The sequence below is a fragment of the Paenibacillus profundus genome (assembly GCF_021369635.1).
Lineage (GTDB): Bacteria > Bacillota > Bacilli > Paenibacillales > Paenibacillaceae > Paenibacillus_B > Paenibacillus_B profundus.
The window spans coordinates 133,607-146,029 of the sequence record NZ_JAJNBZ010000009.1; the positions used below are offsets into that span (position 1 = coordinate 133,607).

General features: G+C 48.1%; 12 protein-coding genes. 10 read left to right on the forward strand and 2 right to left on the reverse strand.

The window, feature by feature from the left end:
- Positions 1 to 2 precede the first annotated feature (2 nt).
- The 8 genes from LQV63_RS13660 (at position 3) to LQV63_RS13690 (ending at position 6,181) form a co-directional block, all read left to right on the forward strand.
- Positions 3 to 410 (forward strand): hypothetical protein, encoded by a 408-nt coding sequence (locus tag LQV63_RS13660; protein WP_233697123.1) that lies wholly within the window; start codon positions 3 to 5, stop codon positions 408 to 410.
- 224 nt (positions 411 to 634) lie between these two features.
- Positions 635 to 1,153, forward strand: a complete 519-nt coding sequence (locus LQV63_RS13665) for a hypothetical protein (RefSeq protein ID WP_233697124.1) — start codon at positions 635 to 637, stop codon at positions 1,151 to 1,153.
- Positions 1,150 to 1,632, forward strand: a complete 483-nt coding sequence (locus LQV63_RS13670; RefSeq protein ID WP_233697125.1) for a hypothetical protein — start codon at positions 1,150 to 1,152, stop codon at positions 1,630 to 1,632. The genes LQV63_RS13665 and LQV63_RS13670 overlap by 4 nt, the downstream gene beginning before the upstream one ends.
- A gap of 162 nt (positions 1,633 to 1,794) precedes the next feature.
- On the forward strand, positions 1,795 to 1,929 hold the full coding sequence (locus LQV63_RS31420; RefSeq protein ID WP_267934028.1) for a hypothetical protein: 135 nt from the start codon (positions 1,795 to 1,797) through the stop codon (positions 1,927 to 1,929).
- Positions 1,930 to 2,316: 387 nt separating this feature from the next.
- On the forward strand, positions 2,317 to 2,937 hold the full coding sequence (locus LQV63_RS13675) for an immunity protein Imm33 domain-containing protein (RefSeq protein WP_233697126.1): 621 nt from the start codon (positions 2,317 to 2,319) through the stop codon (positions 2,935 to 2,937).
- Between the two features lie 378 nt (positions 2,938 to 3,315).
- Complete coding sequence (locus LQV63_RS13680; protein WP_233697127.1) at positions 3,316 to 4,614, forward strand: SPFH domain-containing protein; 1,299 nt, start codon at positions 3,316 to 3,318, stop codon at positions 4,612 to 4,614.
- A gap of 15 nt (positions 4,615 to 4,629) precedes the next feature.
- Positions 4,630 to 5,376 (forward strand): hypothetical protein, encoded by a 747-nt coding sequence (locus LQV63_RS13685; RefSeq protein ID WP_233697128.1) that lies wholly within the window; start codon positions 4,630 to 4,632, stop codon positions 5,374 to 5,376.
- 82 nt (positions 5,377 to 5,458) lie between these two features.
- Positions 5,459 to 6,181, forward strand: coding sequence for a hypothetical protein (locus tag LQV63_RS13690; protein ID WP_233697129.1), 723 nt, complete (start codon positions 5,459 to 5,461; stop codon positions 6,179 to 6,181).
- A 67-nt stretch (positions 6,182 to 6,248) separates the two neighbouring features.
- On the opposite strand, the gene LQV63_RS13695 is transcribed toward LQV63_RS13690, so the two are convergent.
- Together LQV63_RS13695 and LQV63_RS13700 are read right to left on the reverse strand one after the other, a co-directional pair.
- A complete protein-coding gene (locus LQV63_RS13695; protein WP_233697130.1) occupies positions 6,249 to 7,697 on the reverse strand; it encodes an erythromycin esterase family protein in 1,449 nt (482 codons plus the stop codon).
- 138 nt (positions 7,698 to 7,835) lie between these two features.
- Entirely contained in the window at positions 7,836 to 9,266 is a 1,431-nt protein-coding gene (locus LQV63_RS13700; protein WP_233697131.1) for an erythromycin esterase family protein, read from the reverse strand.
- A 723-nt stretch (positions 9,267 to 9,989) separates the two neighbouring features.
- On the opposite strand from LQV63_RS13700, the gene LQV63_RS13705 reads away from it, so the two are divergent.
- Together LQV63_RS13705 and LQV63_RS13710 are read left to right on the forward strand one after the other, a co-directional pair.
- Positions 9,990 to 11,279 carry an NCS2 family permease gene (locus LQV63_RS13705; RefSeq protein ID WP_026010866.1) on the forward strand — a complete coding sequence of 430 codons (1,290 nt, stop codon included), beginning with the start codon at positions 9,990 to 9,992 and terminating at the stop codon, positions 11,277 to 11,279.
- Between the two features lie 299 nt (positions 11,280 to 11,578).
- On the forward strand, positions 11,579 to 12,412 hold the full coding sequence (locus tag LQV63_RS13710; RefSeq protein WP_233697132.1) for an amino acid permease: 834 nt from the start codon (positions 11,579 to 11,581) through the stop codon (positions 12,410 to 12,412).
- Positions 12,413 to 12,423 lie beyond the last annotated feature (11 nt).

Sequence of the window (12,423 nt, forward strand, 5' to 3'; positions counted from 1 at the left end):
TTATGAAAGCGACAGTTATAAACGATTCCTATTATGTTGGATTTGAGGGAGAGCCTGAGTTAGTATTTATGTATGAAAATATTACTGAAAGGCTCGAGTTAAGGGTGTGGAACGGATACTTTGAAACCTTATTAAATTTCATGATTGAGCAACAAGTTCCAATTCAAAATGGAATTTTACATGAATATTATATTCACGAAGGATGGTATGAGGAAAGCCCTTGGGAAATAAAAAATATTAAGGAAGCAATACAATTGTTCAGATCGTTTGATGTGATTAGATTAACGGAAGATGGGATTAAGGCATCGGAAAATATAGTTTCTATGCTTCCGGCGCTTACAAGTGACATCATTACTTTTTTAGAACAGGCAAATGACAGTGGGGATAGAGTGTTTATTATTTACGATTAATCAACTCTCGGGTTTACAACTCCAACAGCAAAATAGTACAATACAACAAACAAACCAGACACTTTTGGCCAACTTGATAAACATAGAAGGCTTATTCCACTTGAAATATGAGTAGGAGTAAGCCTTTTTTGCTCAAAATGTACTGTCTAAGCCATTAGGAATGGTTCTAAATACGAGCACGCACAAAATCGCAAGAAGAAATGACTCAGCGGATAAAGAACCGGATGCGTTATAAAACGATAACCATGTTCAATGGGCAACGGATATATGTACCCCTGAAAAAAGGTGAAGTCGTATATCAGCCTACGGCTCTCGACAAATCGCTTGATGCGGCGAAAGGGGCGTGGGCTGGAGGTACCGAAGCGGTCAAATCGACGCTGGATACGGCAAAGGCCGTCATTAACGACCCAATCGGGGTTACGGCGAATGTAGTAACTGGCACCGCCGCAGAAGCATGGAAATGGGTAAGCAATCCTGAAAAGGCATGGGATGAACTGGTTGCAGAGGCAGAAGCCGATGGACAAAGAATTCAACATATGATAGATACCGAGGACTGGAACGGGCTAGCCAAAGGTGTAGGCAATTCAATCGTCTCGGGTATAATGATTTTACAGACCATGGAAGGCCAGATATTCCAACACATACAAATCCTCATTATCATGCAAACCCAGCTACAGACCCAGCTCAACATGGAAAAGGCATCCCAGGATTGCATCCAGAGACTCCAAGGAGGTATTAAATGACTATAGGGCACTATTTATATATAGCCTGTGTAAGCGGATACTATTCTAAATCAGATTGGCAGGGGTGGGCTGATAGACAAATATTAAAGAAAAACGAGGTTGAAGATTGGATATGTAAAGTTTCGTTAGCCAAAGATATAGAAGAATTGAGTTCGGCGGTAAGTTATAAAAAGCTCGAAGAATGCTATTATGAAGAAAACAAATCTTCACCAAGTGATGCAATAGTTGGCTATTACTATATCCAATTTCTAGAGAATAAAATAAGTCTACGTGATTTAATTGATAAATTAAGTGACGAAGATGATATATCAACGGCATCATCAATAAATGAGTATGAGGATTTTTACAGTATACTAAATGAAATAAATTCAAATGAGTGCTTATTAGCAGAAATTTCATTTACTAAAAAAATTAACGATTTATTTGAACCGTTTAGGCAAATTGCAGAAAGTCAGAAGAAACAATTAGAGTTATACTAGAGGGTCTGTCAACGATTTTGTGTAAACTCGATTTACAATCCTAGCGCCATACACAAAACAACTTAACAAATACCTAATGAATCTTCAAAAGCTTATTCCAACTTGAATTATGAGTAGGGATGAGCTTTTTTGCATACCAAAATTAAAGGAGGAAGAAAGACAATGACAAAACAGGTCAAGGCAATAGAAGGAAAGGCAGGCCAAATCGCTCACTCAGGCATGAAGCCACTCAAGAACAGATTTGAATGTACTACCAGCAAGCAAGAGGTAAAGAAAACAAGTAGACAATCTAAATAATCCTAAAGTAAATAATAGAATTGGTGTATAGGCTATAACCCAACAGAATTTTGTACTTGAAGAAGTGGATCACGATGATAAGCATACAAAGAACGTTACTGAATTTTTTCTATCTATGATTGATTACAATAGAGCGGAATTAAAATATTTTAAAGGTTTGGAGTAACCAACTAGGAGCGCCTGGACAAACTCCTAACAGATAAAAAAGTTAGAGGGGGAATGAACGAGGGTAGAACTCGTCTACAGATCAGTGGGGATGGTCAGGCCCTAACTTCACCAGTAAATTGAAAATTAAAGGGCTTATGAGATATTTGTAGAATAAATTCTAATACAATTACATACTTAACTCAGAATTAACCTTTATGCGTCTAAAAGGAGATTATAACAATGATTGTGAGGTCAAAAAGGATAGGCACGCGGACATTTCATGTCACATGCAAAGAGGAATTAGCCGTGGCAGCGGATTCGCTCCTGCAAATATTTGAGGAGTTGGAGCAGGAGGAAGGGCATTTAAAAGACGGTGCAAATATTCAGGTGGGTTGGACCATTCTTCATCTGTCCCAGCGTGGTGAAGATGTTGCCGTTATGGCGCCTGCGTATGACAAAAATCCATTCGTGGATAAAACCGACGATCTGACTGCTTCGCTGTTTGTACAATTGCAGCAGAACTATTGTCTGCAGAGGCTGCAGCTTGAAGGAGAAGCGGCATGCTTCCAAGATAAAATCATTGCTGCCAAAGGTGTAATGGATACAGAACGCGTATATCTCGAACGGACTCAAAATGGCGGGGATGGAGATTCAGGCTGGTATATTGGACCTGTTGATGGAGCAGTCAAAGATGAAGACTTAGAGGCGTATTATATTTATCAGCTGCTGCACCTTCGGCCGTCGCTTCTGCAAGTGCTGGCGCTGCCCCGGGGGTATATGGCCGTGTACGACGGCGATGAGATTGAAGCGGTTCTGGACGCTGAAGATGTTAATGTGTGGCCAAGCTCAGATGAAGCTTAGTTATTTGGTGCGTGAAACGTGTAAAGGCTTATTCCTTCCTTTCATCCGCAAGGGAGGTAAGTCTTTTTTTATATGATTTCTATTAGAAAACTGTAACTTATTTGTATGAAAACGAGCAGGGGGTTGATGTATTATCATAGTATTGGAAAAACATGAAGATAGTTGTTTTGAACTATTTTTATGTTTTCCAGTATTAGGATGGGCTCCGATACGGCTGTCATTTATAATAGAAACGGGCGCCGCAATGTAAGAGATTAGGAATGCGGGCGCATCGCGGATGCTTTTTGCTTCCTTCTTCTTAGTATAAAAGTAATGGATGAACTTATAGAGGGGCGTGTTGCTCCATAATACATTTTTGTGACGGAGGTATAATCGGGCATGGCAATCATTGATGTTATCAAATATGACGGTTCACCTGATGTGTTCGCGTGGAAATATCCGAACCATGAGCTCGGAACGTGGACGCAGCTTATTGTTAACGAATCACAGGAAGCGATTTTATATAAAGGCGGGCAGGCGCTCGATCGGTATACAGCCGGCAGACATACGTTAAGTACGGCCAATATTCCGATTCTCAATCATATCGTCAATTTGCCTTTTGGCGGGGACTCACCCTTCACGGCGGAGGTATGGTATGTCAACAAGCTTCATTCTCTCAATATTAAGTGGGGTACGCGCGCACCCCTTCAGTTGCAGGACCCGAAATATCAACTATTTGTAAAGGTGCGTTCTTTCGGCCAATTCGGGATTCAAGTCGATGACGCCCGCAAATTTCTTGGCAAGCTCGTCGGAACGCTGCCGGAGTTCAATCAAGAGACGCTTACGGACTATTTCCGCGGCGTGTTGATGATGAACATTCACGAGCTTATTTCTTCCTATTTCGTGCATCGAAAAATTAGCATCTTGGAAATCAATGCGTACATATCTGACATTTCAAAGCATATTCAAGAACGGGTGGCGCCGGCATTCGAGGAGTACGGCATTCGCCTGCTTAATTTCTACGTTGATTCCGTCAATACGCCGGAGGATGACCCGGCCACGATACGTCTGCGGGAAGCGCTAGCGAAGAGGGCGGAAATGGATATCATCGGATTCACCTACCAACAGGAGCGCACGTTCGATACGCTCGGGCAGGCGGCGAAGAATGAGGGCGGCATCCAATCGGATCTTATGGGGGCCGGGATTGGGCTCAGCATGGGATACGGCGTTGGCGGCTCAATCGGAGGCGCGGTGTCGCGGCTGGCCGATGAGCTTCAGGTTGAAGCTTACGATAAGGTCTGTTCCAAGTGTCACCGGGAAAACCGGCAGGATGCCTCTTTCTGCACGGGGTGCGGCACATCACTCGCAGCATCGGGTGGGACAGGGCGGCCAGCGGAGGTGAAGTGCCAAGCGTGCGATGAATGGATGCCGCGCCACACCAAGTTCTGCCCGAATTGCGGTGATCCATATAATCCGTGCCCGCAATGCGGTGCCGACAATCAGCCGGAGCAGACCCATTGCGTGGAATGCGGGCAAGCCATGCCTGTCCCGTGCCGCCATTGCGGCAAAGCGGTGCCGGACGAGGTCAATTTCTGTCCGCATTGCGGCGGTGAGACGGCATTGACGTGCAGCCAGTGCAACCTCGAAGTGCAACCGGGGCAAAAATTTTGCGTGGAATGCGGCAACAAGCTCACGTAGAAGGGAGGGTCCACATTGAAACAAGACACGCAGTACAATTGGATAACGACGGCGATTTTTCTGACGATATTAACCGTCACGGTTGCTTTGTTTTTCACTTTCAGTGAAATCGACACCCGGGATTTCTCCTGGTGGCTGTCGCTAGGCACACTTGTATTGGCGGAATTGCTTAGCTATCTGTTCTCCTTCAAGCTGCTTAAGGGCGGACCTGAGTTCAAGGCTGCCGTTCCGGCGTATTTGTCCTTAGGCACCGTACTGTTTTTCTATGATTTGGCCGTACTGATACATATCGTTTTATTTTGGATCATTTTAGACGTACCTGCGCAAGCGTATCTCTGGATTCAGTTGCTTACGTTTGCGGTGGCGCTCGTGATTGCGCTGTTGTTGGGCCTCTCTAAAGTGTTCGGTGGACGTTTGGTAACGGATGAGCGGATGCGCCTGCAATCGATGAAGCAGCTGCAGCTCGTCGTGCATGGAGCACGGCTGGAGCTGGAGGGCTGGGAGCATGCGGAACGTGAGACGATGCTGGAACTGCTGCGCAAGCTGGAAGACCAAGTCAAATATAGCGATCCGGTATCTCTTCCTGCCATGGTGCTGGAGGAGGCGCAGTTGATGGAGAAAGCCAACCGGCTGGAAGCTGGCGTGCGCTCGGCCGTGCGGGAGCGGCATACGCTTTATTCTGCAGAGGAATTGCGCGGCATGATTCAGGATTTGTCGAATGCGATCCGGCTCCGCAATGAGCAATTGACCATTATGAAATAGGGTGAGGAGGAACCAAGGTGCAGGCAGCCTGCCCATATTGCGGCTCCATTATTTCGTATTCTTAGAGGGGAGGAGAATCGGCATGCAGGGACGCAACGGCACCATATTGCAAAGAATAGGCGGAATGATGCTATTCATCCAAGTGCTGATCATCTTATCTTTAATCATAAACTGGTCATCATTTGATGGCGCATATAAGATTGAGACAATGCTAATGTCCGTGTTTGCAATAAGTGTACCCGGAGTATTGTTGTTCAAGGCCGGGGAGAACATGAAGAGAAAAGCGGATGCAATCAAAGCAATGCATCAGCAGGGGATCGTCGTGCGGCGAAAAACATCCAGTCTCGGCAATGTGCTGCGCGTATTCGGCGGGATATTCCTGTTCTTGTTCGGGATAATAGTGATGGTGATAACATTATATTGGTCTACGCAGAAGGATAAACTGGAATTATTTCTATTATTTTTGGTTCTGGTCTTTACTCCCGGCGTGATGATGTATCGGGCAGGCGGGAAGCTTAACAAAAAGGCGGCAGAACAAGATGCGTTGCAGCAAGCGGCATTTATGGAATTCATGCACAATCCGCTTCTATCACATAAGGAGGAAGATGGGGATTGGGATGATGACGATCGGGAAGAAGACCGGGGGCAGTCAGCGCGCCAGGCTGCGGCCGAGGCAGCCGCTAGTGTCCCGCCGTCCCGGCTTCCGAAAATGATTGCCTGCTCTGGCTGCGGCGCACAGAACAGCGTGCCGCCAGGAGCGACAGTGACTTGCGAGTATTGCGGTTCTACGATTTCTTATTTGTAAATGGAGAAAGGCTGCACGCTCAAGCAGATTGCCTGCTTGAAGGTGCAGCCTTTTTGAATGATGCGGATTATTTCAAATAATCCGGTGAATGGACCTTATCGATAAGGAGCATGCCGTCGAATTGCTCCAACGGGATGCTGCTGACCGGCATGACGCCGTCGTAATACGAAATGTTCGGCTGCGTCATCCAAGTGTTGCCCGGGACGCGCGATTGATAGCGCATGTCGACGAAGGTGTAAGGATGGCCTGCGCTCTTCATCACTTCTTCCACGGAATGCGCCATCGGAGGCAGCACATCGGAGAATCCCCCGGCGACGTGCGCGTTTGCGCCTCCGCCCATGAACAGGCCGATGACGTAGCTCTCGTCCTTGAACTTCGTGCTCTGCATCAGCTCGCCCATATGGCGGCGCGGGAGCGAGTTCATCTCTTTGGAATAGTTCTTGGCAATATGGCCGTTATGCGCCCATACGATAATCTTCTCGTTCGGATAGACGTTCGCGGCCAGCCAGATCAGATTGTCTGCCATCATGCGATCACGGTACTCCGAAGAACGGATAATGGTCATGTAATCAGCCGATTTCCCATTCAGGAACGAGGTGGAGGGAATCGAAATTTCCATATATTGATCGACCACTTCAATCCGGTTGTCCAAAGCCCGTTCCGTTAGCTTCACAATGTGCGGATTGTCCGGATATTGGCTGCGCAACGCTTCCGCGCGCTTCGGCAAGAGCTGGCGCACCTGCTTGTACACGTCCAGCAGCTTCGGCTTCGCTTGGCGGTAAGCGTCGACATCTTCGGACTGCTGCCACTTATCCAACTCTAACTCTGCTTCTTGGAAACGCTTGGCAAGCTTCTCATCGCCCATCCACTCTCCGGAGATGAGCTGCCCTTGCGGCTGCATGTCGAAGCCGGCAAGCGCCAACGGCGTGTTCGTCTTCTGCGTATCCTTCATATATTGGAACAATGGCACATTCTCCTGCACCCGCCAGATGCGGAAGATGGAATCCTTCATCGTGGCGATCGGCTCTCTCGTCGTCATGCTGCCGTATGCCGAGGCGGCATTGCCCAAATTCGTCTCGAATGCAACCACATTGAAGCCGAGCTCTTGATGCAAGTATTGAATCAGGCGGGTTTTGGCCGAATTGTATTCCGCTGCGCCATGCGAGCTTTCGCCCAAATATACGATTCGCTTATCCTGCAGCAGCGGCTTTAAAGCTTCCAAGTCTGTAAACCGTTCCGCCGGCACAACCGTGTCCTTCGCCGTCTCCGGCTGAATAGAGTCGAGCGCAATAGTGTTCTGCTGCATCCATTCCTTCCACTCCTGACGCGCTTCCGTGCTTGTGCGTGCCCGTTCGGGCGAGGTTGCCGCCAGTGTCGTGCCGGCTGCCGCTCCCTCTTTCGATACCTCTTGCCCGTGCGCCGATGTTCCGAATGACAGCAGGGTGCCGAATGCCATGACCGACGCGAGGAACAAGGACGTTCCCCGGCGTTTCCAATCCTTTTTATATGAATTCAATGATGAAACCTCCCCATATGTTGTTGAAGTTGTTCAGAGAGACTCGCTCGAATTGAGAAAACCTGTGCTTCTCGGTGTCGAAAAAGGCCTTTTTGAACATGTGCTTTTAGTATAAGATTCTATATGTCATGCTTGTCCCTATTTAAGGAATGTCGGCGACTTCACGTTGTCGATGTACAGGATGCCGTCATACTGCTCGCGCGGCACGAAAACTTCCGGCAGCAAGCCGAAGTAGAGCGCGGAACGCGGCTCGGCCATCCATGAGTTGCCCGGGGTGATGTCGTGGTATCGCATATCCACGAATGTGTACGGACGATTCGTGGCTTTCATAATCGATTCCATCGAATCTATCGGAAGCGGCTGCACTTCCATCGACTCGCCTAAGTTATCCGCGTTCGTTCCGCTGCCCATATATAATCCAATCGTATAGCTGTAAGGGCCGAACATCGTCTCCTGCATGATTTCACCCATGAAGCGGCCTGAAACGGGCAGGAACGATTGCTTCATTTTTGATTCTGCCTTGCTGATATGCGCGTTGTGGCCCCAGACGACGATTCGCTCCATTGGATAGATTTCCGTTGCCAGCCAGAGGAGGTTGTCCGCCATCGCTTGGTCGCGCCACTCCATCATCTTCGTCATTGCGGCATAATCCCCGGTCTTCACTGCTTGGTTTGCTGTGATGCTGAGTTCAATGTATTCGTCCACGATGCGGATACGGTCGTCCAGCATCCGGTTCGCCATGGCAATAAAATGGGGGTTGTCCGGGTACAGCTTCGCAAGCTGCGCCTCGCGCTCGGCGACCTTCGCCTTGACATCCTTGTACACCTTAAGCATTTCAGGCTTTACTATCTTATAAGATGCCATATCTTCCTCGCTCATCCACTTCCACAGCGACTTCTCTGTTTCGATATAACGAGTCGCGAGATTCTCGTCGCCCATCCATTCGCCAGCCAGGGTCGGTCCCATCGGCTGCATGTCGATGCCCGCCAACTGCATTGGCTTGTCCGTTGCTTGCGTGTCCTTTATGTATTGAAACAACGGCAGCGTCTCTTCCGTCCACCATTGCGGGAAAATCGATTTCTTCAACGACTCTTCCGGCGTCTTCGTCTTCACGTTGCCGAATGCGGATGCCGCATTCCCGAGTGGAGATTCGAAGGCTACGACATTGAATCCCAGTTCTTCGTGCAAAAATTGAATGAGCCGCGCCTTAGCCGAGCTGAATTCGGCGACGCCATGCGAGCTTTCTCCTAAGTAAACGATGCTTTTGTCCAACAGCAACGGCTTCAGCATGTCCAAATCAGCGAAGCTGTCTTGCTGTATTTGTCCGTCTTTCATCTCAGCAGGCTGAATCGTATCTAGGGCGTACGCATTCTCGCGAATCCAATTCTCCCATTTCTGTCTGAAATCTGTGGATGTCGTGCCGCTTACGGAAGCTGCCGAGGTCTTATTTTCATGTGCAGCTTCCCCGTATACAGTCGGTCCCCATGACAGCATGGCGCCCAATGAAATGACGGATGCCAGCATCACTTGAACCGTGCGTCGTTTCCAAATTGCGAATGATGAATTCAATGTAACATCTCTCCCTGGAATTTATAATTTTTTATAAAATAATGAAATATTTAGATAATATCTCGTTATTGAATCATGTTCTTAAAAACCATGACTGCCAGCAGTCCTAGTCCGAAGGCGAGCGCCGTCTGCAGCGCCATCTTCGCTGTTTTGTTCATCAACATCCAACCTTTCGTCGTTCTCGATGAATCCATCATAACCCGGTTAAGGCCCGTACGTCCTCATATTTTCTATGAGTGGAGCAATACGGAGGCTGAATGGAGCACCTAGACGGATGAATATGTCCGAATAAAGGGTAGAAATAATGCAGTATAGAGGTGACAAGGTCGAGGAAAGGCATGAATGAGCTTCTACTCCGTAAAGGAATACTAAGAGAGGATGTTCAAAATGGACTCTTTTGATCATGAAGATGTTCGGGTACCTTCTCGAGATCGAATCTTGCATTCCCTCTTGAAGAGCTTACGATTCCGATGCAGTTTTCTTGTGGAACTTGTACTTCTCGGTTCTTTCTGAATATGCGATATTGTTCGCATAATCGACACGAATATCTTCAAAACTGCATTTCCCGGGGAATTAATTGACCTAAAAACGAATAAATCGACAATATCATTGACAAAAAATCGGCTTTCGACTAGGATACGTAAGGTGACTTTCGCCAAGGCGGAACGACCAATTTTCTGCCATATGCAATGAATATGGTGTGAAAGGGGCAGCATGATTGTCATGGAAAAATGGTTTAAGTTGAAAGAGAACGGTACGAATGCGCGTACCGAGGTCACGGCGGGCATTACGACGTTCCTGACCATGGTATATATTGTCGTCGTCAATCCCGCGATTTTGTCGAGCGCCGGCGTTCCGTTCCAGCAAGTGTTCACGGCTACGGTTATCTCGGCCATTATCGGTACGTTATATATGGCACTATTTGCGAATCACCCGATTGCCGTCGCTCCTGGTATGGGCATGAACGCTTATTTTGCGTCAGTCGTCGCTTCTCAGGGCGTGAGCTATCAAGTCGTGTTCGGAACAGTGTTCTTGGCAGGGGTTATCTTCTTGCTGCTGACGTTCACCAAGCTGCGCGAGACATTGATTGAATCGATTCCGGTATCGCTCAAGTTCGGGATTACAGCAGGTATCGGCTTGTTTATCGCCTTTATCGGGCTCAAATCATCCGGCATCGTCGTAGCGAATGAATCAACGATGGTCGCGTTCGGCGATTTACAGCAGCCGATCACGGCGCTGACCTTGGCAGGCTTGTTCATTACATTGATACTAATGGCTCGTAAAGTGCACGGCGCTTTATTTATCGGCATGGCTGCAACAGCGGTTATCGGTTATTTCATGGGCATGATGGAGTTCAAAGGCTTCGTGTCATTGCCTGCGGCTCCGGTATTATTTGATTTGGATATTGCGGGCGTATTTACGCACGGATTGTATACAGTTGTATTCGCGTTCCTGCTCGTAACGATCTTCGATACGACAGGGACCATGATCGGCGTAGCCGAGCAAGCAGGTCTGATGAAGGGCAATACGTTCCCGCGCGCGAAGCAGGCGTTGATGGCTGACGCGCTCGCGACGACGGCCGGATCATTAATGGGCACGACGCCGTCAAGCGCTTATGTGGAATCCACTGCGGGCGTGGCTGCGGGGGGACGGACAGGACTGACCTCTGCTGTCGTAGCAGGGTTGTTCTTCTTGTCGCTTTTTTTCTCGCCGATTATTGAGGGCATATCGTCGCTTCCGGCTATTACGGCTCCGGTGCTTATTATCGTCGGCTGCTTCATGATGGACGGCTTGGCGCGGATTCAATGGAAGCAATTCGATGAAGCATTCCCGGCGTTCGCCATCCTGATCAGCATGCCGCTCACTTCCAGCATCGCGACAGGCATTGCGATTGGCTTCATTACATACCCGTTGATGAAGCTGTTCAGCGGCAAAGGCAAGGAAGTTCACCCCATTCTGTACGTGTTCGGCGTCATCTTCGCCATTCAAATGGTGTTTTTCCCGGCACATTGATGCGCTGATGGGACTATCAGGTATATGACAACATAGGAATTGGATGCATGAGCCCTAAGGTTGAGCCTTAGGGCTTTTTGCCATGCCATTCTTGCTTCCTGATCATTTACGTGCCAATGAATGTCCTATGAATGCGATCCATACGATCATCGGATAATAAAACTCAGGAATACCTCTAAAAGTAAGAAGAAAAGGAAAAAAATATAGCATGTTCCGATGAAACCCAGATTGTATACTGATGAAACATGTGTTTACATGTATGGTTAAAGTTGTTAATTTCGTGAAAGGGGCTTTACATCATGAACCGCAGCGACGAAAGCAAAAAGCTTCGTTGGTATAACATTGCCTTGATGGCTTTTGTGTCCGTATGGGGCTTTGGCAATGTTGTCAATAATTATGCGAACCAAGGTCTGACGGTTATCACCTCATGGGTGCTTATCATCGCGCTCTATTTTGTGCCTTATGCGCTCATGGTCGGCCAATTGGGGTCCACCTTCAAGGACGGCAAAGGCGGCGTCAGCTCGTGGATTAAAGAGACGATGGGGCCGACGATCGCTTACTTTGCCGCATGGACGTATTGGGTTGTGCACGTTCCGTATTTGGCGCAGAAGCCGCAATCGTCGCTGGCGTTCTCGATCGATGCGCCGTTGAAGATGCTGCTGCTGGATGCGGATGCGAAGTTCGTTCCAAAAAGTCTATTGAAAACGAACGATCGCAATACGCCGATTAATGGCTACATCATGACGGCCGTGCTCGTCGGCATTCTTATTGTCATTCCGGCGCTCGGTATCGGCAACATGAACTCGCTTTTCAACTGGCTGCTCGATCTGAACTCGATCGTCATGCCTCTGCGTTACTTGTTCGTATTCGCGGCCTTCATGGCTTTAATGAAGCTGGCAGACAAGTTCCAATCGGACTACCAGTTCGTGAAAAACCGCAAAGTCGGCTTTGCGATCGGCTTGTGGTGCTTTGTGTTTACGGCGTTCGCCTGCATTATGGGCATGTTCCCGAAGGTCGAGACGTTCACAGGCGAATGGTATTTCCAATTTGCGCTAAATATTTTGACGCCATTCATTCTGCTCGGCCTCGGTCTTATTCTGCCGCTGGTTGCGCGGTGGAGCAATAAACAATAGTAGCGCGTGCA

Bases quoted from the DNA above. Each gene is read 5' to 3' on its own strand.
- LQV63_RS13660 (WP_233697123.1), top strand. From the start codon at position 3: ATGAAAGCGACAGTTATAAACGATTCCTATTATGTTGGATTTGAGGGA.
- LQV63_RS13665 (WP_233697124.1), top strand. From the start codon at position 635: ATGCGTTATAAAACGATAACCATGTTCAATGGGCAACGGATATATGTA.
- LQV63_RS13670 (WP_233697125.1), top strand. From the start codon at position 1,150: ATGACTATAGGGCACTATTTATATATAGCCTGTGTAAGCGGATACTAT.
- LQV63_RS31420 (WP_267934028.1), top strand. From the start codon at position 1,795: ATGACAAAACAGGTCAAGGCAATAGAAGGAAAGGCAGGCCAAATCGCT.
- LQV63_RS13675 (WP_233697126.1), top strand. From the start codon at position 2,317: ATGATTGTGAGGTCAAAAAGGATAGGCACGCGGACATTTCATGTCACA.
- LQV63_RS13680 (WP_233697127.1), top strand. From the start codon at position 3,316: ATGGCAATCATTGATGTTATCAAATATGACGGTTCACCTGATGTGTTC.
- LQV63_RS13690 (WP_233697129.1), top strand. From the start codon at position 5,459: ATGCAGGGACGCAACGGCACCATATTGCAAAGAATAGGCGGAATGATG.
- LQV63_RS13705 (WP_026010866.1), top strand. From the start codon at position 9,990: ATGGAAAAATGGTTTAAGTTGAAAGAGAACGGTACGAATGCGCGTACC.
- LQV63_RS13710 (WP_233697132.1), top strand. From the start codon at position 11,579: ATGAACCGCAGCGACGAAAGCAAAAAGCTTCGTTGGTATAACATTGCC.